Here is a 24,331-nt window from a genome sequence, read left to right on the forward strand (position 1 = left end):
GTTAATCCTTATTTTTGCTCTGATTTATTATTGAGACACATATCAATATATCTTTTTATAAAAGGCTCAACTTTGGGATCAGGAATTCTCCCAGTTGTGAGCATGTCGAAATCTGTGAAAGTTCCCTCAAGGGTTCTACCAGCCCAGCGAACTTCTTCTTCAACACGCTTACCGTAACCTGTCCCGAACATTTTAAAAAGTGGAAACTTAGTTAAGCCGTTGGCTCCTGCAAGTATCAAAGGCCCTATATTGGCAAGGTTGTCTGTCCATGTGCCTGTGATTATTTCAAGCTCTGGAAACCTTATCCTTGTGGCCGCAACAACACCTGTGTAGTACAGGGATGCAGGTTGTGGTGAATTTTCGTAAGCCGTGTCCTTGTGGGGATTCAAGGAGTAAAACGTGACCCTGTGGATTCCAATATCTTCTATCATCTGCCAGAGGTACTCCAGGTCTTCTGGCGTTTCTCCAAGGCCCAATATTATTGTTACTGACTTTTTAAAGCCCATATCCCCTGCAAGTTCAAGCATACCCTCTATGTCATCCAGTGACTTGCTTGGGCAGATCTTGTCATGAAGCTCAGGGTTTGCAACCTCCACTGCACCTGTAACCCCTGCAATTTCCTTTCCATATGCTTCCAGTTCACTGGTTATTCCCACATTGAGCCATACAGGTTTTTTGGTTATTCTGTAAATGTTCTCTGCAATGCTCTGGATTTCAGGGGTTGTGAACGAACCATAACCTCCGGATAAGAATTCTATGTTCCAACCTAATCTCCTTGTAAGTTCTGCCTCAGCCAGAATTGAGTTAACATGCCTTTTGGCCTTTTCTGGTTCCTTGATCCTGGACTTCTGTGAGGACATGTAACAGAAGGTACAATCCCCCCTATCACACCACCAAGAAAGAAATATTGCCCTTTCAAGGGTGATGAAACTTCCATGGTTCTTGAGTGTAATTTCGTTGGATTCCTGAAGGAGCTCAAGTGTTTGATGGTTTTTTATTTTGTCTATTAAATTCATGTAAATGACCCATTGAAAAATATCGTATGCAGATTAAAGCTTTAAGAAAATTCTTATAAAAATTATTATGAAATCATGTTGTGAAAGTTTAAATTTTTATAACAAGTTTAATTTTATAGAAACTTCCTATTATGTTTGATCTGTGTTTGAGGGAAAACTTCGATCTGATGATGGGTAACTGAAGGGAAAATTCTGAAAATCCTTGTAAAAAAAAATAATTTAAAATTAATATTGTTCCCCATATTCAAAAATACAGCAGGTAAATTCATTTCTAAATATTTCCTTGGTTTCTTTGTATAATTCAAAGAAAATTTAAGGCATAAAATGGGATAATGTTATGTGAAATGGTATTGTACAGCTGGGAAAAACCTTAAATATCGAGAGAACAAGAATGAATATTGGAGACCTAGTCCAACATAAAATTTAGAGATAAATTCCTACATCCCAAACGTTTATATAGGATAAATACCAACCTACAAAATACACTCTTGGTATGCTATGTTTTACAATACTGCAAACCCAGATAGTAGTTTGCATACGTTACTCGGCATTTGCCGCCGTAGCTCAGTAGGTAGAGCGTTCGACTGTTAATCGATTGGTCACAGGTTCGAGCCCTGTCGGCGGCGCTTTTGGGCCCATAGCTTAGCCAGGTAGAGCGCCCGGCTCATAACCGGGCGGCCATGGGTTCGAACCCCATTGGGCCCATTTGTAAGTAAAGTTAAATAAACTAAAAATTAAATATAGTTTTAACTGAATATAGTTAAAATAAATCCAGTAGTATTGCTCCGATGGTGTAGTCCGGCCAATCATTTCGGCCTTTCGAGCCGAAGACTCGGGTTCGAATCCCGGTCGGAGCATTTAATTATAATTTTTGAAGTTTTATCAGCATATTAACACATCATTTATCATAACGGTCTTATTTAAGGAATCATACCTTGAATTAAATAACGCTGCAGGGGTGCCCGAGCTGGCCAAAGGGGACAGGCTTAGGACCTGTTGGCGCAGGCCTACCAGGGTTCGAATCCCTGCCCCTGCACTCAAAAGTCTGCAGGTAAAAAAGTAAAGGATTAAAAGTTAAGATCAACAGATTTAACGTGCCGGGGTGGGGTAGGTGGTTATCCTACGGGACTGTGGATCCCGCGACTCGGGTTCGAATCTCGGCCCCGGCCTTTACTATTACTCACTTATTTTAGACTGGTCTTTATTATTCCTTAACCTATTTTCATATCCAATCCCAATTTTCATAGTTCATTCTATTTTGAATCCATCAAAATTTTATGGTCTCACTTATTTTTCATTATAAAGCCATAAAATTTAGAAAATTACTTATACACCATTTCAAAAGAGATATTATCATATTTAAATTGCATTAGGTGTCACATATGATAAAAATGGAAAAAACGTGTGGTTCGTTAAAATGCGATGTTTTACATGACGGTGCCAAAATAGGGCATATGGATGGGGTCAACATAATCCAGTGGTTCGTTAAAAATAGGTACCGTTACACGGGAACATTTTCCAGGTTTATAACAGAAAACCCCAGTGACAGTCAATCTGGAATAGATGTGGACATAATTCTATTAGACAAGAATCTTGTTATCAAAAATGCAAGGGTTGAATGGATGAAAAGTCCATGTAAGAATGGAACGTTCCATGCAGATAAAATAGAGAGTAGAGTTTAATAAATTCATAATTCAGAACACTCTACAGCAACCAATGAAATATCCAAACTTATTAAATTATACTCTGGATAAAGTGTTGGATAGAATCAACTGCCAACCCTATCAAAAAGTTTCTTTACAATGTCTTTAATAATCTTATTTTGAAACATACACATGAACTAAACCCCAGTGAACAGATATGAGCAAAACAGGTACCCGAGAGGAACGTGAACTTGTAAAAATGCTATGGAATGCAGATTTTGCAGCAATGCGTGCCCCAGCATCAGGAGGAGCAACTAAAAAACCACTTCCCGATGTTCTGGCAGGTAACGGTAGAATTTATCTGGCTATCGAGGTTAAATCAACCACCCTTGAACGTATATACATACCATCAGATAAAATTGAGGGTTTAAGAGAATTTTCAGGAATATTTGGTGCTGAGCCTTACGTTGGGGTCAAATTCATAAGGCAGAAATGGCGCTTCGTTAAACTGGACGATCTTCACAAAACCCGGAACAATAACTACAGGTTAAATAAGGATCTGGCCTTTGGTAAGGGCCTTGAATTCGATGAAATGGTAGGCACAGATAAGCAGGTTAAATTCTGATCACTTTATATGAAGTAAACATCCATATAGAACAACAGTTCAAACGGAGGTGTTTAAACGGATAAAAAAATAGGAGTTGTTGTTCTAGTAGTTCTAATTTGTGTGATTGCAGGGGTAGCTGCAGTACTCTACACCAACACTGGATCCAACAACACAACAACCAACAACACAGATTCTAATTTAACAGAAAATGCAAAAAATACATCGGAAACTGGAGCTCCAACAGTGAAGATCGTTGCAACCCAAAAGGGCCCATCTGATGCATCCAAAGGTAGTGATGTGACACTGAATTACACTGTCAAAAACAACGGCACAGAAACTGTCTACAATGTTAAGGCACACGATCAGAATTTCTACAAAACTCTGGGAGATCTGAAAGCAGGCGAAACTGCAAGTTTCCAGTACACACTCCACATACCCACTGATCAGGAAGTTCAGGAGGATTTCGGAGCCAACGCCACTGTTTCAAACCCATTTTACATAAGTGGATTTGCAGTAACCTTCCAGGATGTGAAAGGTTCCAAATACACAGTGAACTCCAACAGCATTGAAATAAAACTTAGTTAAAGGTTAAATAAACTCGAAGATTTGATCTTTGAGTTTAACTTTCTTCTTTTATTTTTGTTCAAAAATCCGTAACAGATTCGTTATTTTTCAGGCCTCGAAGTTTTGTTGACCTGAGGATCATCTGAAGTATTGTTCTTTTCATTTTTATAGGTTATAACCGCTGCATAGGTCACACCAAGTATCAGGGGACCTATTATAAAGCCAACCAGGCCCATGACCAGGGGGCCGCACATAAAACCAAGGAGGAAGATCAATGGATGTATGTCTGCGTATTTGCCTGAAATCTTTGGACGGATGTAGATATCACTTGCACTCAGGAAAATTCCGAAAAGAATCACAAGCACTGCACGGATATAGTTTCCAGTTAATACATCATATATTGCAAGGACTGTGTAGGTGGGCCATGGCCCTATAACAGGGATCAGTTGTAAAAACCCTGCAAGTATTCCTAAAAATAAAGCGTAATGATATCCGAGAAGATAAAAACCTACTCCTGCCATTAAACCTATTATAATGGCTGTGAGAAAGTGTCCGAAGAATATGCTTTTTAGAACCCTCTGGATTTCATCAGAGAGTTTTTGAAAGAATTCATTCCTATCTTCAGGTATTGCATATTCAAGGTATTTCCATATTTTGTCCCCATCCCTTGCAAGGTAAAAGGTGGAGGTAAAGAAAATGAAAAGTTCCAGTGCAATCATTGGAATAGATTCTAAAAATCCTAAAAGGTACCCAGTAACGCTTTTAGCAACATCAACCAACTCAACATTAATTGTCTTCATGAAGGAGTTGATGTATGGATACACCTCTGCAGGAAGGTACTGCTGAACCATTGCTGAACTCTGAATGTTGGTGCTGTTTATACTGTTCAGATCAACATTTTTGGCTGCTGTAGCAATTACAGGTGCTGATTGGGCTACAGAATTTATACTTAACCCCAGAATGAGTATCAATGGTAAAATAACTATTATCATTGCTATAAAAATTGCAACAGACTTGAACTTTATGTATGGTTCCATCCTACTTGCTATTGGGCGTATTCCATAGGCAAAAACAGCACCTAATATGATCATGCTCAGCATAGGTGTTAGTATAACAAGTGACATTAACATCAATAGCAGAACTATGAAAATAGCGGATGTAACTGTTCCTTTTAGTTTATAAATCATAATTATCACTGCCATTGCCTAAATTAGTGAACATTATTCTGATCCGTGTTCTTCTACGAAAAATCGTTGAACGATTTAAGATCTTCCCTTGGAAGTTTAAATTCTTTCTTCGTATTCCAGTTTTCCAAATATGAGTTTAAATCTAGAACCATCATTTCTTTCAATTTCTATTTTACCATCTATCTGGTTAATCAAAGACATTACAAGTTGCATCCCAAGTGTTTCTGTTTTCTGAAAATCCAGATCTTCTGGGAACCCCACCCCATCATCACCTACGATAAGTTGGAATTTATCATCTTCACCTTTTTTTAAGTTTATGAAGATTTCACCTTCACCATTTGGGAAAGCATGTTTTATGGAGTTTGTGAGGAGCTCATTCAGTATTAAACCACATGGAATTGCTGTTTCTATGTTCAATGATATATCCTCAAGATCCATGTTCAACTTAACACTGGAACTAACATCATATGAACTTAAAAGGCTGTAGGCTAAACTGTTGATGTACTCTGAGAAATTTATACTTGAAAGATCATCCGATTGATATAATTTTGCATGTATAAGTGCCATAGATCTAACACGGTCTTGACTGGCCTTAAAAAGATCTGAGTCACTTTCATCCTTCACTTGGGTTGCCTGCAGGTTTAGAAGGCTTGAAATTATCTGCATGTTGTTCTTAACACGATGATGTATCTCCTTTAAAAGTGCCTCTTTCTCATTCAACGATGCTTTTATCCGATTTTCTGAATTTTTACGTTCAGTTACATCCCTTATTATGGTTAAAATTCTTACAACTTCTTCATCTTCAAATATAGGTATTTTCCTTACTTCTTCAACCATTTCAACACCACTAACTACATGGTACTCCTCCGTGATCATGGTCTCCCCAGTTTCAAATATTTTGAGGTAATCTTCCTTTAAATTTTCAGGAAGAAATGGGAGGGCTTCGAACATGCTCTGGCCCTTCAGAGCTTTTCCCATTCCAAATTCCCTTTTCATCCTTTCAAAGGTTTGGTTGAAGAGTATTATTTGCATATGATGGTCAACAACTATTAGAATATCATCAAGGGCATTTATGGTTGTACGGTATTGCATCTCTGAATTTTTCAGGGCCTTTTCAGCACGCTCACGTTTCAAAGTTTTTTCAACTTCTTTTAAAGCCCTTTTAACTGCAAATGGAAGTTTTGAAATGTTTTCTTTTAGAACGTAGTCTGTTGCACCTTTTTTAAGTGTTTCAACTGCAAAGTCCTCTCCGAAGGTTCCACTGACAAATATGAATGGTTTTTCAGGAAAGCTCTGCCTAACAAGTTTAAGTGCCGAGATACCATCAAATGTGGGAAGTTTGTAATCTGAAAGTATCAACTGGGGTTCAAACTCATCAAGTTCCCTTAAAAAATCTTCCTCATTGTCCACCACCCTTGAAGAGAATTCCAGGCCATCTTCTTCAAGTTCCAGTTTGGCCAGTTCAGCATCTGGAGGGTAGTCCTCAAGTATCAAAATTTTGAGTTCCTGCATGTTACCACTACAACGCCTTTAAATCGTTTAAATGTGAGTCCATCTAACCACTTCAATTAATATTTTCAGTCCATAGTCCAATACCATTTTTTAAAATCAATTCTATGGGATAGTATGTGAGGGTATACATTAAAAATTTTATTATTTAAAAAAAGTTTGGTGTTATTTGAAGTTTTAGAGGGTGTGCTTAACACCAGAAGCATCCCGATGGTACTTACCAAATTCTGAGATTAGCCTGACTTCATCAGTCCAGAATACAGGTCCTTCTGCGCATACTCTCCATCCCACATCATCAACACAACACTGGCCACATATTCCCAGTCCACATTTCATGTAACGCTCAAGTGAGAACTGTGCCGGGATTTTATGTTCATCAACCAGGTTGAAGAGTTTCTTCATCATTATCTCAGGGCCGCAAGTCACAATCATGTCGTAGTCATTCTCATGGAGAGCTTTTTCAGCGAGATCAGTTCCAAACCCGCAGAACCCGTGACTACCATCGTCTGTGCATGTTAAAAGATTTGCACCAGCTTTTTTAATTCTTTGCGTGAATATGAGTTCGCCTGCTGTAGCTGCTGCGCTCACAACATCCACTTCAATACCCCTTCTGCATGCTTCCTCTGTGAATGCCATTAGAGGTGCCATCCCAATACCTCCACCAACTGCAAGCACCTTGGAGCCTGATATTTCGAATCCACGTCCGTAAGGACCTCTTATACCAAGTTTATCCCCCACTTTCATTGAATGAACATCTTCTGTGAAGTTTCCAACATTTCTTATTGATACTCCAATTTCATCGTTAACTGGATCTATCAATGAGATTGACATTGGTTTTTCATCCTTAAAATTCCAGAGCATGACGAACTGGCCCGGAAGTTCATTTTTTACTTCCCAATCAAAGATAAAAGTCTTTACTGTTGGTGTTTCTTCTATTATCCTTTTTATTTCAAGAACCTTTGGAACATGCATGATCTATCCGCCTTAAATTCCTTAAATAGTTAATAATCTATTTGAATCCATTATAATCCTTTATAATCCTATTCAATGAGACTTTCCAATCATCTCTTCAATGGAACTGTAGTCCTTCTGAAGCATGAATTTTTCAAGACCCCTGTTTATTTTGGTGAAGATTTCCATTCCCTCATACATCACAGCTGTACCGATCTGAACAGCCCTTGCACCAGCGTACAAAAATTCAACAACATCCCTGTAATCCCTTATTCCCCCAACACCAATTATTGGAACTTCAACTGCTTCGTAAACATCAAAAACACATCTAAGGGCAACAGGTTTTACTGCAGGGCCTGACATCCCCCCAAAACGGTTGCTCAGTATGGGTTTTGCTGTTTCAAGGTCTATCCTCATTCCAGGTCCCAGAGAGTTTATCATGGTCAGTGCATCACAGCCTGCAGAAACTGCAGAAACTGCTATTTCAACTATGTCTGTCACGTTTGGAGTTAACTTCACCACAACTGGTATTTTAACTACTTCTTTGACCGCTTTAACTATTTCTGCTGTTAAATATGGGTCCTGACCTATTGCAGCCCCACATCCACCCATTGCATGGGGGCATGAAACGTTGAGTTCAACTGCATCCACCATGTCCTGGACCTGCACAGCAATACTTTCAAAATCACCAGGATTTGCACCGTAAATGGATGCCACACTTGGAACCTTACCTTCAAGTTTTTCCAGTTCTCCCTTGAAGTTTTCAACCCCAGGATTTGAGAGGCCTATGGCATTTATGACTCCCCCTGTAACCTCAACTGTTGTTGGGTTTACGTAGCCCTTGTTGGGTTCTTTTCCAAATGATTTTGTTACCACTGCTCCAGCTCCACTTCTTGCAGCCCAGTTAAGGGATGCGGCTGTACTTCCAAGCACACCTGCAGCCAGCATGGTTGGGTTTTTCATTTTGATATTGCAGAATTCTGTTTCCAGCATGAATTCACCTTAAATTTCTTATTAAAATCTTTTACAGTAAATTTTTCATGATATCCAAGAAAGATATAAACCTTGAAAATACAATTAAATCTATGAAGTGTTATCTTACAAGTTGTTTTGCAGGATTTATTATCCTTGATGAAAATTGCACCCTCATAGATTATGAACTTTTCCCAAGGAGCAAACTTGCAGAAAAACTCCTTGAAATAGAGAATGGAAATTTAACCCGTGAAGAAGAATCCTTATTAAAAAGAATTGTTAAAAAATTTGATTCAGTAGTGATAGAAACCAACCTCCCCCATTCCAAATATAAAAATCTTAAGGACAGTTCTAAATTTTTATTTGAAACTCCCAGTATTGGTGGAGAGTTTTTAAGGTCAAATACGGCACATTTACTTGAAAAAACTGGTTTTAATCTTGATGATGGATTTGAAACTACAATTCATGATGTCTTAATTGGATTAACCGAGAAAAAGTTGATGGAATCTTCTGAAGCTGAAGATTTACTGTTGATACAGGCCATAAATGCCATAGATGATCTGGATGAAACAACTGGCAAGCTGGTTGAGAGAGTAAGGGAATGGTACTCAGTTCACTTCCCTGAGCTTGACAGGGTTCGCAACCATGAGAGCTACGTGAAGCTCGTTGCAGAATATGGGGATCGGGACGCAATAATTGATTCAGGACTTTTAAACTCTGAAATGGGGCTTAAAAAGGGCATAGATAAGAGTATTGGGGCTGAAATAGGAGAAACTGATCTTAGGATCATCAAAGGTTTTGCAGAATCCTTGAAGTCCCTCCAGGAATCCAGGAACTCCATAACTGAATACGTTGACACAAAAATGAAGGAAATTGCACCTAACCTAAGGGATCTGTGTGGTTACTCCCTTGGAGCCAAGTTAATAGCCCATGTTGGGAGTATAAGAAGACTTTCAATGCTCCCCTCAAGTACTGTGCAGATCCTTGGGGCTGAAAAGGCACTCTTCAGACATTTGAAGACTGGTGAAAACCCTCCAAAACACGGGCTTATATACCAACACCCTGATGTTCGCGGAGCCAAATGGTGGATCCGGGGGAAGGTAGCACGGACCCTTGCAGCCAAAATATCACTTGCAGTACGTAAAGATGTTTTCTCAGGAGAATACGACCCAACAATAAAGGAAAACTTTGAAATCAAAGTTAAAGAGATAGAGAAGGACAATCCCTTCCCCAAAAGAAGCACCGCAAGCAGCAAACCGGATAAGAAGAAGGATAAAAAGAAAAAGAAGAAGAAAGACAAGTACAAAAAGAAGATCAGTGATTATTACTGATTTAATTTCATATAAATCAGGCGAAAGATCATCTCTTCTGAATTGGAAGAACTAGATGTGTAGGGCGTGATCCCTCCCATGGAATTAGAACGATAGCATAAATCTGGTGAGTGGAAGGTGATTGTATTGAACGATATTGTTGCCGTACTATCAATTATATCAAGTGTTGTTTCAATTATTCTGGCAGTTTCTGCCATCTGGTTTTCCAGACGTGTTGAGGAGAGGTTGAAGAAAAACTTCCAGAGGCTCAAGGGAGTTATGGATGAAAACCATGAACGCACCAAGGAAGTTCTCCAGAACATGAGTGATGAAGCAGATGATATTAAAAAGACTGTTTATGAATCTCAAGATGAACTGCGTGAAACACTTGAGGATATAATGGAGAAATGTAACATAACAGACAAATAACACTTCAAATAGTTAAAAATAGATAATAATAAGTTTAGAGGGAAAAAATGGAGATTGAAGAAAGTTTCAGCGGCGTTTACATAATCGAGGATCATATAGCAACAGAAAATCTGAAGCCATCCATAAAGGTTTACGGAGAAAAGCTGGTGGACTTTGAGGGAAAAGAGTACAGAATATGGGATCCAAGACGTTCAAAACTTGCAGCCGCTATTTTGAAGGGTCTGAAAAGGTTTCCATTTCATGAAGATTCAAAGGTACTGTACCTGGGTGCATCTGCAGGTACAACGCCTTCACACATCTCAGATATTGCCAGGAACAGTCTGGTTTACTGTGTGGAGTTTTCACCCCGTATGATGCGTGAACTCGTGGACCTGTGCAAAGTCCGGGAGAACCTCATTCCAATACTTGGAGATGCAACCAAACCCAAAAATTACCTGAACCTTGTGGAGAAGGTGGATGTTCTCTACTGCGATGTGGCCCAAGCCAAGCAGTCAGAACTTTTCATGGACAACATGCGCCTCTTCCTGAAACCTGAAGGCATTGGAATCATAACTGTCAAAGCCAGAAGCATAGACGTGACTCAGAACCCCAAGAAGATATTCCGTGAGGAGGAATCCAAACTGAAAACTGGAGGGTTCCGGGTGCTTGAGAGGGTAAAGCTTGAACCCTATGAAAAGGACCATATGGCCTTTGTGTGCGAGTTTGCGTTTTAGATTAATTCTATAATTTTTTTTATTCATTTAAATGTTCTTTTTATAACGAAATTACCAATTAGCAGAGTTAAGACTATTACAATCAATGCAGTTATTAAAAAATAGATGGAAGTCTCTGGATATTCATGGAATCCCAATATTCCAAGCATCATGAAAAATGATACTAAATTCAAAATCAGGGGCTTAAAAGAAATTTTCTTATTTTTTTGAGGGTATAGTGATGATCCAGAACTAAGAAAGATGAAAGTTCCTAAGTATATGGTTATCAGAACATAGAATGCAATGGTATATTCAGGCGCATTCAAATAAGCAAATATCAGCATTCCAATTAAAAACACAGCCAAAACTACACGATAAAGGCTCAGATCATGGTAATCTTTACTCAAAATTACACCGAGAGATAGGGCAACGAAACCCCATGAACCAAACACTGGGGCAAAAAACTGACGATTGGGAGTCATTAAGGTTGTTAAAGTTAATAAAATAAAAAACAGGCCTCCACCAATCAAGGATCTTCCGCTTTTCTTTTTAATCTCCAAGTTATAATCTTCTTCCATAGCTTACACCATTAATTAGATTGAAATTCTTCAGTATTGATATTTCAAGAATTTAAGACAAAACAACCCTCCATTTATCCTAAACTTCTAAAAAATAGGGGCAATATCTTATCTTAATTATATATAACTAAAACATCTGGTAACCTAATCTCCAAATGTTTCAATCGATATAATATCCAAAGAATAATATTTAATACTTTCTATTTAATTCATGATAAAAGGAAGTTGATGGTAAAATAAGAAAAAATTAAAGCCTCTCAATGATCTTGTCCAGTATCCTCTCAGCAATTTCAGCTTTTGAGGTTAATGGAACTGTCCAGAGATCTCCGTCAAGGATTATAACCTCGTTCTGGTCAGATCCAAATCCTGCACCCTCCACTGCAACATCGTTTGCAACCATGAGGTCTGCATGGGATTCTTTCATTCTTCTGCGTGCAGATTCTACCAGTTCCTCATCTGAAACTCTGTACTCCGCCTTGAAGCCCACAAGGTATATTTCTGGGTTGATGTCCTTTACAGAGCTTATTATTTTAGGTGCACGTTTGAGTTTGAGTGTTAGATCATCATCTGATGAGATTTTATCCTGGCCTTGAGAATCCACTGTGAAGTCTGAAACTGCTGCAGCCGACACAAAGACATTATTTTCAGGGATAAGTTTTTGAAGCTCTTCCTGCATTTTCTCCGTGGATTCAGCTTCCACCACATGGAAGAGTTTTGGAACGCGTGTTTCCATATTTCCGCAGAGCATTGTAACCTCTGCACCCCTTCTGAAGGCTTCTTTTGCAACTTCAACTCCCATCTTACCTGAACTGCGGTTGGTTATTCCACGAACCTTGTCTATTGCTTCGTAGGTTGAACCTGCACTTACAAGAACCTTTTTTCCCTTGAGATTGAATTTTTGACCTTCAGCTGAGTTCATGTAAAGTTCTCTGAGGGCTTGAAGGGTTATATCATGGACGTCAGGGAACTTGGCCTTTCCCTCTTCCAGTTTGGGTTCAAGGAATATGGTTCCTTCATCCTTGAGTTTCTGGATGTTACCTTCAACTGCCCTGTACATGGAGTCGTGCATGGATGGAACAAAAACTATTGGGGTTTCATGCCCTAAAGCAGTTATAAGAAGCGTGTTTATGGGATTATCTGCCAGTTTATATGCGAACTTGCTTATAACATTGGCTGTGGCCGGGGCCACCAGCACAAGGTCTGTCTGAGCGTATTTAACATGCTCTATTTCCCCTGTAAGGTCTAAAACTACCTTCTGACCCGTTGCAAATTCCATTGCATTGGGGTGGATGAGGTTGCAGGCATCATCACTCATAAAGCATTTAACAGTTACTCCCTGCCTCTTCAGTTCCCTTGCAAGTTTAACAGCTTCTATTGCAGCTATACTCCCTGTAACACATAGCACAATTTCCATGTTTATCAACCATGAAGATTTTTATTATATTCTGGTTTGTGTTCCAGAATATTTATAATTTATTAGAAATCATCCCTATCTACGACGAGAACAGTTTCTTCATCCGTTAACTGTTTTATTACGTCGTTTAGAACGTCAAGTCTTCCTGGAATCTTTCTGGAGTCTTCCCTAACAATCCTTATTTTGTACTTCTCGTTTCCGTCGGTACCGTAGACTATGTTTATTCCAGATATTCTTGCAGGTGCGAGTATGTCCCTTGCAACTTCTTTGAAGTCTGAATTTTCCCCCACAACCCTTATTTTCTTGCCAACCGTCCTTGAAATTTCCCTTACGATCTTTCCACTCTTTCCTATGAGTTTTCCAACCTGATCCTTATCTGTGACGATTATAACAATATCTCCAATTTCGATGGTTTTCTTAAAGCCTATCTTTCCCTCACCGACTCTGAAGAGTATCTTTGCAATGTCCAAGTCAAGCTGGGTTATTTCACCCTTCTTCAGCTTGTTCTCACACCCCTGACATAACATTCCACTTTTTAAACAGACATCGCATACTGGCAATACCATTTACATTCCTCCTTTTGATTATTTTGATGATCGTAACATTGATTATAGACTTTAGAAGATGGCATCAACATGCTGTTGAATTTTTTAAAATTTAATCGTAAGCCGTGTTTCTAAATAAACTTAATTAATTGATAATTAACTTAGTAACCGAGTAGCAGAACCTATTTTAAACTCATTAAAATGTTAAATATTCTTCATTTTGTACATCGCGAGATGCAGCTAAAATAAAAGCAGATTTTATTGGTTCTATTAATGCTTCTTGTTAGTCGTATAAAGATGGTACTATAACAGATATAATTGTATTGCCACTACTAGTATATAATTTTGCATGTAGTGAGGAAATGGTGTAATGATAATAACCGCAGTTCATGGCAATGTTTTGAACATCATGGACACTATGAATCCCTAAAAAATACTTGAAAACCTTAAAACCTGTAAAAAAAATAATAAGTAGGGAATAAAATCTTATTTTAAAGATTAAAATCCGCTTAAAAGTCCGCCTAAGTCAGTTCTGTCCTGTGCTGCTGGCTGACCTGCCTTGGACACAATGGTTCTTGAGAGTGAAGTTAGGTTCATGGACTGGATCCAGACCTTACCGTTTCCACGCAGGGTTGCAAAGAATATACCCTCTCCACCGAAGATGATGTTTTTAAGACCCTTCTCGCTGAGCCCACCTATCATCTCTATATCGTAGTCTATGGTGTCCTCAAACGCAACCAGGCATCCTGTGTCTATCTGTATGGTGCCACCGTAATCTGCAGGGTTGAGTTCTATGAGGTTTCCGCAGGCTCCTAAAAACAGGCTTCCCCTGTCACTGAACCTTTCAAGTATGAATCCCTCTCCACCAAAGACTCCTGCTCCCAGCTTTTTTGTCAGGGCTACATCGAAGTCAACTGTGCTTTCTGCTGTGAGAAGTCCCTCTGACTGGACGAATATGTCCTTGGAGCCGTCCAGTTCTATATGTTTTATTTCACCAGGTATCATCTGTGCAAATGAAACAAGTCCCTCACTTCCCTGGGGTGTGAAGTACACGAAGGCCAGGCTTTCACCTGCAAGTTTTCTTTTACCCATGTCTATGGCTGTTCCTATTGCCTGGTCAAGGAAACCCTTTTTTTCCTCTTTTTTACCTGAGCTGAACCTTGTTTCCATGTCAACATTGTCAGTTTTCCAGAGGAACTTTCCAGCCACCCCGTAAACCTCGTCTCCAGGTGAAAGTTCTGTTACAAGCATCTGCATTGCATTTCCAACGAGTTTATGATTTATCATTTCTATGCCTCCTGAGAGATCCCAATGAAACATGTTTATTATGGCTTCTCTCGAGCTAACAATTTAAATTAGAGGTACTGGGGTTATATGATTTTCCATATGATTTTTAGGAAAATAATAGGAGATGGTTCAAATAAGGATCCTTGGAATAGAACATATTTAACACATTAAGAATGATTGAAGCATAAAAAAAAGCCATGTTTTATTTCCTAAAAAACATCTGAATCTAAATTAAATAATTCTAAAAAATTTAAAATAATATAATGAGAAATAAGTCTTAAAAAATTGATAAAATTCTAAAAATGGAGAATTAACTCGTAAAAATAGAAATAAATTATTAAAAAGATAAATAAATCTTAAAAAACAGCTAAAATCCCAAAAAAGCAGCATGATCTTAAAAATAAAAAAATAGGGCATGCAGCTAAAAAAAGGTTACTGCACTGTGAAACTGTTTACCACCAGGTTGAAGTTGTTCTGCTGATTGCTGAAATCTGATTGGAGCGCACCGCAGAGTATAACGTAGATGTCGCTGTTTTCCTTGAGCCATACAGCCCTCATCTGCATAGTAGCACTTGTTGAATTCACTGTGTAAACATTTTCAAGGGCCGCTGCACCGTTGACTGTGATGTTTGCCTCAGACACGCGTTGGTAACTTGTGTTTGTAAACAGTGATGCGTAGTTTGCATCGTAAACAGTCTGCATGTCTGAACCAGCCGTTGCATTTGACTTCTGAATCAGTACGAACGTCTGTGGTTCTCCTGTACTGGCCACACTGTTTGGATCTACAACAGCTGCAACTGAATTATTTGATACTGCATTTGCAGTGTTCCATGACCCTGGATAATCAAATGAAATGCCGTTTTGAGAGTAGTGGCTGGTTGTGTTGTTGGTCTGGTTCTGGTTTGAAACACATCCAGATACAGACACAACAAGGCACAGAAGAGCCAGTAGTATTAGAAAAGGATACTTCTTCATTTTTTTATTCACCTTCTATACGTAAGATTCATGATAAAATAAAATAAAAGGGGGTTTATGGATTGGCACTACTATTTGTACTCGGTGTGTTGGTGTTCGTAGGTGTGGTCGTCTTCTTCACTGTTGTGGTGTTGGATACCTTGGTTACGTTGGTTACCTTGGTGGTGTTGGTTAGGTTGGTGGTGTTGGTTAAGTTGGTTACGTTGGCAGGTGCGAATGCACTGTCATTGAGTGTGAGCACGGAGCTTGTGTTGTTGGATGGTGCTGTGAGGAACATTGTTCCTAATGCTGTTCCAACGAAAAATGCAACAACTAGAAAACCAAGGAGGGCCAGTTTACCCTTGGTCCATCCGCTTTTCTCGGATTTCTGATTCTTGTAAGCCAAGCTGGCAGCCTTTTCCCTGGAAGCCCTTGCCTTTGGAGAGGGCATTGTAACGTACTTCTTAACTAATTCTTCCTTCTCCTCAACGTCCTTCTTCTCTTTCAGCTGCTCTACCTTTTTTTCCTCAACTGCATCATGGGTTAAAACTTCTTCCTTACCCTGAAGTCTTTTGATACGGTCGGCAGTAAAAATTGTGTCCAGCTTGTCTTCTATAACCTTTTTCTTGATGGTGTACTGTCTTTTAGAAATTTTGCCCTCAGCAAATTCTGCTTCAAGCTTTTTTAAATCATTAGTAAATCTTTCCTTATCTGAAACGATGTCAATCATCTCCTTGTGCAGGATATGAACCCAAAATTTTTATATATCCTACATTGGATCTTATGATATTTAAAACATTCTCGATCTCAGGGTCGCTTCTGTGACCCTCAAAATCCACAAAGAAGAGGTAACTGCCGAGTTTTTCCTTGGAGGGTCTTGACTCAATTTTTGTGAGGTTTATGTTTCTCCTTGCAAATTCTCCAAGCACATGGTGGAGTCCACCAGGTTTATCCTCCAGCATTGAAAAGACTAGGGATGTTTTATCATTTCCAGTTCTTGGGCTGTCCTCCAGTGCAACAACAACAAATCTTGTGACGTTGTTTGGATAATCCTGAATGTTTCTGGCTGCAATTTTCAAACCATAAATTTCTGCAGCTTTTTCTGTTCCAATTGCCCCTGCATTTTTTTCTCCAACAACGAGTTTTGCAGCTGCCGATGTGCTGGGTGCTGTGTGCACATCAACACCCAAACTTTCCGTGAACTTTCTGCACTGTGAAAGAGCCTGTATATGGGAATATATAACGTTGATATCCTCAATTTCTGCTTCAGGATTTAAAAGGAGGTTGTGACTTATGGGAATTGTTATTTCATTCCTTATCTTCAGGTCGTATTCATGGACCAGAAGATCCAGTGTCACACAGACTGGGCCCTCTATAGAATTTTCAATGGGCACAACTCCAGCGTGCACCTTGCCTTTTTCAACTGCCTCAAGAACCTCGAGTATGGATTCAAAACCAAGGAGTTCCCCACCAAGTCTTGATGCAGCCTTCTCTGTGAAGGTTCCGGAAGGTCCGAAAAATCCTATTTTTTTGCCATTGTAATCATCATAATTTTTATTCAGTATAAGCCACCCCTGAGATAGTTTGTGATCCTGTCACTTGTAGATTGATGTATCCTTCTTATAACTGCTTTCCCATCTTCAAATTCAAGGAGGGTTGCAACCACTCCAAGATCCCTGAGGTGCCTCACGAAGTCTGCAGCATCATCGTAACTGTCCACGTGGATCACAAGGTCCTCTGAAGCCACATCTCCCCTGGAAACATGTTTTATCACATCCAGCATTGGGTAGAGTATGGATTCTCCAAGTCTCTTAGCTCTTTGTTTGAGTTCAAATTCTGATTCATCTAATTCATAGGCCTGGAATCCTTCCCTTATAACCCTGCTGAAGAAGAAGGATCTCCCAAATTCAAATGGATACCTGAATGCGTACTCCAATTCATCAGCATGGGCCTTGGATGATGTGTACTTCAGGGGAGTTATCTTCATTTCAGGGTCCTTCATGACCACACCCTCCCTGTCTGCTTCTCCAAGTTTTTTAACTATGTTCATAACCTTTTCTGGAGCATCTTCAACATCAAAAACACCGAGGAGTTTTACAGGGGGCAGACCATATTTTTCAAGGGTTTCAAACTTCTCATCTACGGTAAGGGGATGGTTGGAAACTTTTTCCCTGAGATCGAATATTTTGAAACCCAGGCTTCCCACCTCAGGGTAGTAGTGGGTTACGTATGGATTTTCAGTTCCCACCATCTCCCCGCATATCACAGTTTCAGGGTTGTCCCTGAAAAAATCAGTAAGATCCATGAGTTCAGGGGCCTTTTTTGTTGTGTAGGGACATATGTAACCCCCGCGAGTAAAAGCAGTTATTTTATGATTTATAAGTGCTATTCTAACATTGTAGCCGTTCATTTTTTCTTCAACAGCTACCTCATCAGAGAAATGATCCTTCAACGATGGGTTGAGCATTAAGGTTCTTCTTATCTTCGGAAACCCTCTTATTACTTCTATTTTATCCCCAAAACAGATCATGGCCCCGGATTCTATTTTTCCAATTCTCTTCCTGAATTGAATTGAGTCCACACCCTGAGAATCGTAGAACTTCAGATTTCCCCTCTTGAAAGCCCCTTCTAATTTTTTTGAGCTTATATCAACGAGTTCTGGGAGTTCATTTTTTATGAAAGAAGGTAGGGTAGTGCTGTAGCTAAGTCCACATGATGGACATTTAAAAAAAAAGATTTTATGGGAATTTTTCTTCCCAATATTTATTTCCATACTGGAATTACACTTTGAACAGTTTATTTCCGGTGAAATTCAGTGAACCTCCTCAAGTTCCACTATGAATTCTATTAAATCCGTTTTTGTGATTATTCCTGCGAGTTGGTTTTCTGGGCCTCTAACAGGCACTCCACTGAAGTTCTCCTGGAGCATGAGCTTTGAAAGGTCCTCGAGTGTGGCATCCTGGGCTATGGTTTTAACGTGCTGGGTCATTACATCTCCAACCAGGAGGTTTCTTATTCTTGCAGGTTTGTACTTGTCTGGAACAACTTTTCTGAAGGAAGTCATAGCATTTGCTATGTCTTTTGCAGTTATAATTCCCTGTAGTTCATTTTCCTCAACAACTGGCAGTCTTCCTATCTCTTTATCTATTATGCACCGTCTTGCATGTACCAGTCTGTCAGTGGGGCTGATGGTCACAATATCATTTTTCATCTTATCTTCAATCAGGGTGTTGTTGAAGGGTTTTCCCTGGCATATCTCTATGAAGTCAGTTTTTGTGAGCATGCCCACTATTTCACCATTGTCCACAACAGGCATTCCCCCAATTTTATTGTCGATCATGGTTTTTGCAGCGTTTCCTATGCTTTTTACACTTTCAACTGTAATTGGGTTTGAGGTCATGACAGTTGAAACATGGAAATGTGAAGGTGCCATATTTCCGTACTTTGATGATCCTAAACTTGTGGCTATGTCTTTTTCCGTTACCATTCCCACGAGTTCTTTTACATGTTCTGTGTTTGTGTTTACAACTGGAAGCCGTGATATTTTATGTTTTTTCAGGAGTTTTAGTGCATCTTGGATGTTTTGATCTTTGTCTATAAGAAAAGCGCCTTCTTTCATTATATCTTTTACATGCATCTTTTTTCCCCGCTAAGTTTTTACATCCCTTTTTTTAAATCCATTGATTCCTGCCTTAATTCATGTTCATGAATTTTTAAGATTATCCACTGAATCACTGTATTCCCCTGATTATATCCGTTTTAGTGATTATTCCTGTAAGAATATCCCCATTCACAACTGGAACACCACCTATATCTTCTTTGGCCATTATATCTGCAGCTTTGGCTGCATCTTCATCTTCAGAAATTTTTATCAGATGATTTTTCATTATGTCCCCTGCTGTCAGCATTGAAACCATTCTAAAGTTTTTCTTACTTTTCCCATCCTCTGAATTTCTCAGGAAGTATATCTTTTCAACTTTCATGCCGGTTTCAGGATCCTCCACGTGTGCAAATGAAATATTTTCAGGAGTTATAATTCCAACAGGTTCATTGTCACGAATTACAACAACTTTCCCTATATTATTTTCTTCCATTACACCTATAACATGAGCTATGCTGTGATTTTCATTTACGGTTATGACTTCAGGGGTCATTAATTTTGAAACCTTCCATTTGCCCTGGAATTTTTCACTGTAGAAGTTCATGATGTCTGTTTTCGTGACGAGGCCTACAAGTCCCTCATCATCCACAACTGGAATGGAACTTATATCGTGTTTTATCATGATTTCAACGGCATCTCTAATGTCATCACCAGGTTTCACTGTCACTGGGTCCGGACTCATAACCCTTCTTATGGATATTTTGTCTATTGGCCTCATTTTCCATTTTGGACCTTTACCCCTCATTTTTCGGGTTAAATCTTTTTCTGTGACCATTCCAATTGGTTTTTCTTCCCCGTCAACAACGATTATTCTGCTGAATCCATTTTTGAGCATGAGTTTTCTTGCATGTTCCACATACTCGTTTTCACCGACAACAACCACTTTATCGTTCATTACGTCTTCAATTTTCATGATATCCTCCAAACGGGCTATGAATCTCTTTTTGAATATCTCTTTTGAACATTCTTACCTTTTTAAAAATTTTAAAAGATTTAATTGAACTCTTAATGGATCCTAATCAGCCAAGATATGTGGGCTTATCCATCGATCCAGGTACAAAAGAAGGGGCTTTTTTAAGAGCCCCCCATTGAAATATTATTCCCTTGTAACTGTTTCTTTAGCCTGATTCATACCTTTATAGCCTTTAGAATATCACTTTCAGTTATTATTCCCACCAGTTCATGGTTTTGAATAACTGGAAGTCCTCCTATTCCTTCAAGCTGCATTGAACTGCAGAGATCTCCAAGTCTGGTGTTTGGAGTTGTTGCCACCACCTTGGTTTCCATTATTTCAGTTATTGTTGTGTTTAAAATATCCTCTGCATTGTTTGTAACCAATCTCCCGAAAAGGCTGTTTTTTCCAAGGAATCCCAGTATATCTGTGGCTGTTACTATTCCCACAATTTTATCAGTTACTGGGTGGGGTGTTTTACGCTCCTCCCCAACAACGGGAATTCTTCGAAGCTTGTTTCGAACCATTATTTTTGATGCACCTTCAATCCTTGTGCCGGGGGTTGTTGTTATAACATCAGGGGTCATGAACTCTTCAACAAGCTCATCTGTAAACACACCTGCAATTAAACCAACAAAATCTCTTTCTGATACAATTCCAACTATCTTCTGGTTGGAGTCCACAACAGGAAGTGCCCCTACTTCTTTTTCAATCATCTTGTTGACTGCATTAGCCATAGAATCCTTATGGCTTATGGTTTCAACTTCTCGGGTCATTATCTCCTTAACAGATTCATTTATGGCTGCTAGGAAGTTCCCCTCATACTTCTCCTCCAGTATTCTGTACTTGTCGCCTCCTCCCAAAAAGTCCAGTATATCCATGGAGGTTACCATTCCAAGAAGTTTGCCTGTTCCTGGATCAGTTATTGGAAGCCTTCTGAACTTGTTTTTAACCATTATTTCAGCGGCTTCTTTTATGGTGGCAGTCTGGGGTGCTTTAACCACCGTTTTCTTTGCGATGCTCATTACATCGCCTTCGTGCTCTGAGGTATGTGTCTCAAATTCCACATCGCCCCGATCCATAGTTCTTAATGCATTATTATTTGTTGTTTCTTTTCTTCTCATCAATACACCTCTGTGAAAGATGAATTTAAACATGGATTTAATGATTAATCAATGAATTGTGACGTAATTAACTGATTTTTTAATATTATCATTAATATTATGCCTAGATCTATGAAAAGAATGGAATAAATAAAAAAATCTAAAAAACTGGCTGTTTAAAGCACGGAAACTAAAAAATAATCTGGTAAAAAATAATCTGTTATTTGATCCATTGTCCCGTCCAGGGAGTTTTAAAAATGGATTGTGTGAACGTAAGATCAGTTCAGGTATGAGCATAATATATCTTCTCTTGAAACTATGCCGACTAAATCTGCTTCTTTTGCTCTTTTTGGTTCTTTTTTAATGTACACTGGATTTTCAACTATTGGAATACGACCTATGTCGTGTTCAACAATGAGCTCTGCTGCTTCCTTGATTCCAGTGTCTAGTGTTGCAACGATTGGGGGTGTTTTCATGACCCTCTCAACACGAATGGATCTGGTTTCACCGGATTTACTCCACATAAAATGCCCAGAATCTATTATGTCTTTACGTGTCATTATACCTATGATCTTTCCCTTCTTCATAACTGGAAGTCCTGAAAACCCTGTTTCAAGCATCTTGTTCCAGACAGCAGATATTGGATCATCGTAGTTACATGTGACAACCTTTCTTTGAATTACGTCTTGAATCGTGCCTTTGGGATCTTCACCGTTATAAAGGAATTTTTTAATTAAATCTCCAACAGTTATAATTCCCACAAGCTCCATACTTCCCGTTGATTCAACAACTGGGGCCTGTAATGTGTTGGATTTTATTAAATTATGACTCAGTTCAGTTATGTCCATTTCAGGTGTTGCAACAACTCTTGGTTGTTCCATTATTCCCCGGGCTTCCAGGTTTGATTTGGTTGAGGATACATTCATCATACCCCCCCTTGTTATCATTCCCTCAAGATGGTTCCCTGAAACAACAGGTACTGAACGAAACCATCCCTCTTTAAATATTGATCTTACTTGGGTTGCATAGGCCTCAATTGAAACAGTTACAGGATCAGATGTCATTACATCTTCAACTTTGCTCAAGTTACTCACCTTCTAACTCTTCTTTACACTCCTCACAAACAAATTTTCCATCAATTTCATCGAGGTATTCAATGTAGTTTCCACATACCTCACATACTCCAGGTACTGACTTTTCCATTTCTCCGTATCCAACTGAACTTTCCATCTTGGCGCTTTCAACGAGTATCTCAGTGAGTTCAGGTGAAACCATTACAACATCCGTTGATGTCAGGATACCTACAAGAACTCCCTTGTTCACAACTGGAAGTCTTCTTATATGATTCTTTGCCATGAGCCTTGCTGCTTGATTCAATTCACTTCCAGGATCGATCACTATGAGGTTTTTGGTCATTACGTCGCCAATGGTTATTTCACTGGCCTTAATATCCTTTGAAACAACCTTCGCAATAATATCACTTTCTGTAATTAAGCCTTCAGGTTCTGTGTTGCTCTTGACTATGATACTACCTATCTTGTATCTTGTCATCAAAATAGCTGCATCAGCAACAGTGGTCTTGGGATCTGCTGTAACTACGTGTGATGTCATTGCGTCATGTACTGTGAACTTGGTGTCCATCTCCATTTTAAAACCTCCTATCTCACCTTTAGAAGCTTATGAACTTGAGGTATCGTTAAAACATCCAAATGTTCCCCTGCCTTTTCAGAGAATTTGAACAGTTTTGACGTGTTATTTGCCCATAATTCCAGCGGACTTACGGGTTGGATAACCATGGACAGTTTTGAGGTGTCTTCCACCCCATCTGCTATCCTTGAGGCTATCGATCCCACCAGATCAACACTGGTTGAGGGCATCACAACAACTTTACTGTATGTATTTATCCCCTCATCGCTTAATAGTTTTATGGATTTTATTTCCGAATCCAAGAGATCCTCCCAGTTGGAATAAGCCTCATGTTCTGGTAATTTTATATCTACAGACGCATAACTTATTAATTTAACTATTTTAGCTAATTCATCAGGTAAGGAGCCATTGGTTTCTATTAAAGATTTGAAATCATGTTCTTTGAGAAAATCTTTTATAAAATCTGCATGCAACAATGGCTCTCCGCCTGTAAATGATATGGAATGAAAATCAGGGGTTAACAATCCATCTACTTTTTTAAATAGTTCTTCTGTTGAAATTTCCTCACCGTAGAGGGGATTTCGGCTTTTAGAGGTATCACAGTAGTTGCAATTTAAGTTGCATCCTGAGAACCTTACAAAAACCTGTCTTCGGCCTATTAGTGTTCCTTCACCCTGAATACTTGAGAAAACCTCACTTATACGAGATTTCATTTTAAAACCTGCTCCAAACCATTTTAATCCCTGTTTTTTGTGAAGTAAGCCCCTTGGCCTATTCCTTCATTCACACATATCTGAACGCTGGATATTTCACCGTTTAAGGCCTTCAGCTCACTGTAGAGTTCCTCTGCAAAATATTCTGAAAGATCCTCTGCAGATGTGGATGGAAGATCCAGAAGACAGCAGTCTTCAGCAGGTAATTTGTATTCCTTAGAACCTATTGAAAACTCAACAGATCCTTCAGTACTTTTAAAATCCATTTCAGAGTTTTTTAGCGGTATTAAAACTTTGTGATCGAGTTTTTTGCATATGCCCCTGACTATTGACTTGACCTTTTTGAAGTCAACAACGAATCCGAATTCACCGGATCGTTCTCCCTCAACAACAACGTCAACTATGTATGAGTGGCCGTGTATAACTCCACATGATTCATGTTTTGGTATAATATGGGCTGCTGAGAACCTTAAATTAGCATGTATTCCATTTATAACTATTTTCATCTTTGATCCCCTAAATTTTGGTTTTATTTATGGTTTTATTTTATTATGATTTTTATTCAAGTTTTCTGATTGATTGTAATTGATATAATTT

The 24,331-nt window shown here is 39.0% G+C and carries 26 protein-coding genes and 5 tRNA genes; 11 read left to right on the plus strand and 20 right to left on the minus strand.

Going from position 1 to position 24,331, the window contains the following annotated elements:
- Nucleotides 1-8: 8 nt before the first annotated feature.
- Nucleotides 9-1,016: a radical SAM protein gene (locus J2756_RS07775; RefSeq protein ID WP_209584345.1), complete on the minus strand. Its 1,008-nt coding sequence runs from the start codon at nucleotides 1,014-1,016 to the stop codon at nucleotides 9-11.
- Nucleotides 1,017-1,569: 553 nt separating this feature from the next.
- Between J2756_RS07775 and J2756_RS07780 the strand changes: the two genes are divergently transcribed.
- From J2756_RS07780 to J2756_RS11505, 8 genes are all read left to right on the plus strand, one after another.
- Nucleotides 1,570-1,642: transfer RNA gene (locus J2756_RS07780), tRNA-Asn, on the plus strand.
- Between the two features lie 5 nt (nucleotides 1,643-1,647).
- Nucleotides 1,648-1,721, plus strand: a tRNA-Ile gene (locus J2756_RS07785).
- Between the two features lie 77 nt (nucleotides 1,722-1,798).
- Nucleotides 1,799-1,873, plus strand: a tRNA-Glu gene (locus J2756_RS07790).
- A gap of 95 nt (nucleotides 1,874-1,968) precedes the next feature.
- Nucleotides 1,969-2,052, plus strand: a tRNA-Leu gene (locus J2756_RS07795).
- A 60-nt stretch (nucleotides 2,053-2,112) separates the two neighbouring features.
- A tRNA-His gene (locus J2756_RS07800) sits at nucleotides 2,113-2,185 on the plus strand.
- A gap of 213 nt (nucleotides 2,186-2,398) precedes the next feature.
- On the plus strand, nucleotides 2,399-2,698 hold the full coding sequence (locus J2756_RS07805) for a hypothetical protein (protein WP_209584347.1): 300 nt from the start codon (nucleotides 2,399-2,401) through the stop codon (nucleotides 2,696-2,698).
- 178 nt (nucleotides 2,699-2,876) lie between these two features.
- A complete protein-coding gene (hjc, locus tag J2756_RS07810; RefSeq protein ID WP_209584348.1) occupies nucleotides 2,877-3,284 on the plus strand; it encodes a Holliday junction resolvase Hjc in 408 nt (135 codons plus the stop codon).
- A 102-nt stretch (nucleotides 3,285-3,386) separates the two neighbouring features.
- Nucleotides 3,387-3,851: a CARDB domain-containing protein gene (locus J2756_RS11505; protein ID WP_342593122.1), complete on the plus strand. Its 465-nt coding sequence runs from the start codon at nucleotides 3,387-3,389 to the stop codon at nucleotides 3,849-3,851.
- 80 nt (nucleotides 3,852-3,931) lie between these two features.
- Here J2756_RS11505 and J2756_RS07820 read toward each other — a convergent pair whose 3' ends face one another.
- The 4 genes from J2756_RS07820 to J2756_RS07835 all read right to left on the minus strand — a co-directional run bounded on the left by J2756_RS07820 (nucleotide 3,932) and on the right by J2756_RS07835 (nucleotide 8,470).
- A complete protein-coding gene (locus tag J2756_RS07820; protein WP_209584350.1) occupies nucleotides 3,932-5,017 on the minus strand; it encodes an AI-2E family transporter in 1,086 nt (361 codons plus the stop codon).
- 96 nt (nucleotides 5,018-5,113) lie between these two features.
- A complete protein-coding gene (locus J2756_RS07825; protein ID WP_209584352.1) occupies nucleotides 5,114-6,529 on the minus strand; it encodes a histidine kinase dimerization/phosphoacceptor domain -containing protein in 1,416 nt (471 codons plus the stop codon).
- A gap of 174 nt (nucleotides 6,530-6,703) precedes the next feature.
- Nucleotides 6,704-7,498 (minus strand): dihydroorotate dehydrogenase electron transfer subunit, encoded by a 795-nt coding sequence (locus tag J2756_RS07830; protein ID WP_209584354.1) that lies wholly within the window; start codon nucleotides 7,496-7,498, stop codon nucleotides 6,704-6,706.
- 72 nt (nucleotides 7,499-7,570) lie between these two features.
- On the minus strand, nucleotides 7,571-8,470 hold the full coding sequence (locus tag J2756_RS07835; RefSeq protein WP_209584356.1) for a dihydroorotate dehydrogenase: 900 nt from the start codon (nucleotides 8,468-8,470) through the stop codon (nucleotides 7,571-7,573).
- Between the two features lie 92 nt (nucleotides 8,471-8,562).
- Between J2756_RS07835 and J2756_RS07840 the strand changes: the two genes are divergently transcribed.
- The 3 genes from J2756_RS07840 (at nucleotide 8,563) to J2756_RS07850 (ending at nucleotide 10,901) form a co-directional block, all read left to right on the plus strand.
- Entirely contained in the window at nucleotides 8,563-9,780 is a 1,218-nt protein-coding gene (locus J2756_RS07840; protein ID WP_209584548.1) for an NOP5/NOP56 family protein, read from the plus strand.
- A 117-nt stretch (nucleotides 9,781-9,897) separates the two neighbouring features.
- Nucleotides 9,898-10,188 carry a hypothetical protein gene (locus J2756_RS07845; protein WP_342593124.1) on the plus strand — a complete coding sequence of 97 codons (291 nt, stop codon included), beginning with the start codon at nucleotides 9,898-9,900 and terminating at the stop codon, nucleotides 10,186-10,188.
- Between the two features lie 47 nt (nucleotides 10,189-10,235).
- Complete coding sequence (locus tag J2756_RS07850) at nucleotides 10,236-10,901, plus strand: fibrillarin-like rRNA/tRNA 2'-O-methyltransferase (protein ID WP_209584360.1); 666 nt, start codon at nucleotides 10,236-10,238, stop codon at nucleotides 10,899-10,901.
- Nucleotides 10,902-10,924: 23 nt separating this feature from the next.
- Here the strand turns inward: J2756_RS07850 and J2756_RS07855 are convergent, their stop codons facing one another.
- The 15 genes from J2756_RS07855 to J2756_RS07925 all read right to left on the minus strand — a co-directional run bounded on the left by J2756_RS07855 (nucleotide 10,925) and on the right by J2756_RS07925 (nucleotide 24,240).
- Entirely contained in the window at nucleotides 10,925-11,458 is a 534-nt protein-coding gene (locus J2756_RS07855; RefSeq protein ID WP_209584362.1) for a hypothetical protein, read from the minus strand.
- A gap of 247 nt (nucleotides 11,459-11,705) precedes the next feature.
- Entirely contained in the window at nucleotides 11,706-12,872 is a 1,167-nt protein-coding gene (coaBC, locus tag J2756_RS07860) for a bifunctional phosphopantothenoylcysteine decarboxylase/phosphopantothenate--cysteine ligase CoaBC (protein ID WP_209584369.1), read from the minus strand.
- A 62-nt stretch (nucleotides 12,873-12,934) separates the two neighbouring features.
- Nucleotides 12,935-13,438, minus strand: coding sequence for a KH domain-containing protein (locus J2756_RS07865; protein WP_209584370.1), 504 nt, complete (start codon nucleotides 13,436-13,438; stop codon nucleotides 12,935-12,937).
- Between the two features lie 477 nt (nucleotides 13,439-13,915).
- Nucleotides 13,916-14,704, minus strand: coding sequence for an AIM24 family protein (locus J2756_RS07870; RefSeq protein ID WP_209584371.1), 789 nt, complete (start codon nucleotides 14,702-14,704; stop codon nucleotides 13,916-13,918).
- A gap of 432 nt (nucleotides 14,705-15,136) precedes the next feature.
- Nucleotides 15,137-15,679, minus strand: a complete 543-nt coding sequence (locus J2756_RS07875; protein ID WP_209584372.1) for a PsbP-related protein — start codon at nucleotides 15,677-15,679, stop codon at nucleotides 15,137-15,139.
- Between the two features lie 55 nt (nucleotides 15,680-15,734).
- Nucleotides 15,735-16,388 carry a hypothetical protein gene (locus J2756_RS07880; protein WP_209584373.1) on the minus strand — a complete coding sequence of 218 codons (654 nt, stop codon included), beginning with the start codon at nucleotides 16,386-16,388 and terminating at the stop codon, nucleotides 15,735-15,737.
- Nucleotides 16,381-17,184: a prephenate dehydratase gene (gene pheA / locus J2756_RS07885; RefSeq protein WP_209584549.1), complete on the minus strand. Its 804-nt coding sequence runs from the start codon at nucleotides 17,182-17,184 to the stop codon at nucleotides 16,381-16,383. Before pheA ends, J2756_RS07880 begins: the two co-directional genes overlap by 8 nt.
- A 32-nt stretch (nucleotides 17,185-17,216) precedes the next feature.
- Nucleotides 17,217-18,431 carry an RNA ligase gene (locus J2756_RS07890; protein WP_209584374.1) on the minus strand — a complete coding sequence of 405 codons (1,215 nt, stop codon included), beginning with the start codon at nucleotides 18,429-18,431 and terminating at the stop codon, nucleotides 17,217-17,219.
- Nucleotides 18,432-18,470: 39 nt separating this feature from the next.
- Nucleotides 18,471-19,295, minus strand: a complete 825-nt coding sequence (locus J2756_RS07895; protein ID WP_209584380.1) for a CBS domain-containing protein — start codon at nucleotides 19,293-19,295, stop codon at nucleotides 18,471-18,473.
- Between the two features lie 94 nt (nucleotides 19,296-19,389).
- Entirely contained in the window at nucleotides 19,390-20,232 is an 843-nt protein-coding gene (locus tag J2756_RS07900) for a CBS domain-containing protein (RefSeq protein ID WP_209584389.1), read from the minus strand.
- Nucleotides 20,233-20,447: 215 nt separating this feature from the next.
- Entirely contained in the window at nucleotides 20,448-21,395 is a 948-nt protein-coding gene (locus J2756_RS07905) for a CBS domain-containing protein (RefSeq protein WP_209584400.1), read from the minus strand.
- A 257-nt stretch (nucleotides 21,396-21,652) separates the two neighbouring features.
- Complete coding sequence (locus tag J2756_RS07910) at nucleotides 21,653-22,459, minus strand: CBS domain-containing protein (protein WP_209584410.1); 807 nt, start codon at nucleotides 22,457-22,459, stop codon at nucleotides 21,653-21,655.
- 1 nt (nucleotide 22,460) lies between these two features.
- Entirely contained in the window at nucleotides 22,461-23,021 is a 561-nt protein-coding gene (locus J2756_RS07915) for a CBS domain-containing protein (protein ID WP_209584412.1), read from the minus strand.
- Nucleotides 23,022-23,032: 11 nt separating this feature from the next.
- A complete protein-coding gene (locus J2756_RS07920) occupies nucleotides 23,033-23,734 on the minus strand; it encodes a 7-carboxy-7-deazaguanine synthase QueE (protein ID WP_209584413.1) in 702 nt (233 codons plus the stop codon).
- A gap of 23 nt (nucleotides 23,735-23,757) precedes the next feature.
- On the minus strand, nucleotides 23,758-24,240 hold the full coding sequence (locus J2756_RS07925) for a 6-carboxytetrahydropterin synthase (protein ID WP_209584414.1): 483 nt from the start codon (nucleotides 24,238-24,240) through the stop codon (nucleotides 23,758-23,760).
- Nucleotides 24,241-24,331: the final 91 nt, after the last annotated feature.

It is taken from the genome of Methanobacterium aggregans (assembly GCF_017874455.1).
Taxonomy (GTDB): Archaea; Methanobacteriota; Methanobacteria; order Methanobacteriales; family Methanobacteriaceae; genus Methanobacterium_C; species Methanobacterium_C aggregans.

Coding starts and splice junctions, on each gene's coding strand:
- J2756_RS07840 (WP_209584548.1), top strand. CDS start 8,563: ATGAAGTGTTATCTTACAAGTTGTTTTGCAGGATTTATTATCCTTGAT.
- J2756_RS07820 (WP_209584350.1), bottom strand. CDS start 5,017: ATGATTTATAAACTAAAAGGAACAGTTACATCCGCTATTTTCATAGTT.
- coaBC (WP_209584369.1), bottom strand. CDS start 12,872: ATGGAAATTGTGCTATGTGTTACAGGGAGTATAGCTGCAATAGAAGCT.
- J2756_RS07850 (WP_209584360.1), top strand. CDS start 10,236: ATGGAGATTGAAGAAAGTTTCAGCGGCGTTTACATAATCGAGGATCAT.
- J2756_RS07925 (WP_209584414.1), bottom strand. CDS start 24,240: ATGAAAATAGTTATAAATGGAATACATGCTAATTTAAGGTTCTCAGCA.
- hjc (WP_209584348.1), top strand. CDS start 2,877: ATGAGCAAAACAGGTACCCGAGAGGAACGTGAACTTGTAAAAATGCTA.
- J2756_RS07775 (WP_209584345.1), bottom strand. CDS start 1,016: ATGAATTTAATAGACAAAATAAAAAACCATCAAACACTTGAGCTCCTT.
- J2756_RS07900 (WP_209584389.1), bottom strand. CDS start 20,232: ATGAAAATTGAAGACGTAATGAACGATAAAGTGGTTGTTGTCGGTGAA.
- J2756_RS07915 (WP_209584412.1), bottom strand. CDS start 23,021: ATGGAGATGGACACCAAGTTCACAGTACATGACGCAATGACATCACAC.
- J2756_RS07875 (WP_209584372.1), bottom strand. CDS start 15,679: ATGAAGAAGTATCCTTTTCTAATACTACTGGCTCTTCTGTGCCTTGTT.
- J2756_RS07805 (WP_209584347.1), top strand. CDS start 2,399: ATGATAAAAATGGAAAAAACGTGTGGTTCGTTAAAATGCGATGTTTTA.
- J2756_RS07895 (WP_209584380.1), bottom strand. CDS start 19,295: ATGCATGTAAAAGATATAATGAAAGAAGGCGCTTTTCTTATAGACAAA.
- J2756_RS07830 (WP_209584354.1), bottom strand. CDS start 7,498: ATGCATGTTCCAAAGGTTCTTGAAATAAAAAGGATAATAGAAGAAACA.
- J2756_RS07865 (WP_209584370.1), bottom strand. CDS start 13,438: ATGGTATTGCCAGTATGCGATGTCTGTTTAAAAAGTGGAATGTTATGT.
- J2756_RS07880 (WP_209584373.1), bottom strand. CDS start 16,388: ATGATTGACATCGTTTCAGATAAGGAAAGATTTACTAATGATTTAAAA.
- J2756_RS07890 (WP_209584374.1), bottom strand. CDS start 18,431: ATGGAAATAAATATTGGGAAGAAAAATTCCCATAAAATCTTTTTTTTT.
- J2756_RS07825 (WP_209584352.1), bottom strand. CDS start 6,529: ATGCAGGAACTCAAAATTTTGATACTTGAGGACTACCCTCCAGATGCT.
- J2756_RS07835 (WP_209584356.1), bottom strand. CDS start 8,470: ATGCTGGAAACAGAATTCTGCAATATCAAAATGAAAAACCCAACCATG.
- J2756_RS07855 (WP_209584362.1), bottom strand. CDS start 11,458: ATGGAAGAAGATTATAACTTGGAGATTAAAAAGAAAAGCGGAAGATCC.
- J2756_RS07920 (WP_209584413.1), bottom strand. CDS start 23,734: ATGAAATCTCGTATAAGTGAGGTTTTCTCAAGTATTCAGGGTGAAGGA.
- J2756_RS07905 (WP_209584400.1), bottom strand. CDS start 21,395: ATGAGAAGAAAAGAAACAACAAATAATAATGCATTAAGAACTATGGAT.
- J2756_RS07870 (WP_209584371.1), bottom strand. CDS start 14,704: ATGATAAATCATAAACTCGTTGGAAATGCAATGCAGATGCTTGTAACA.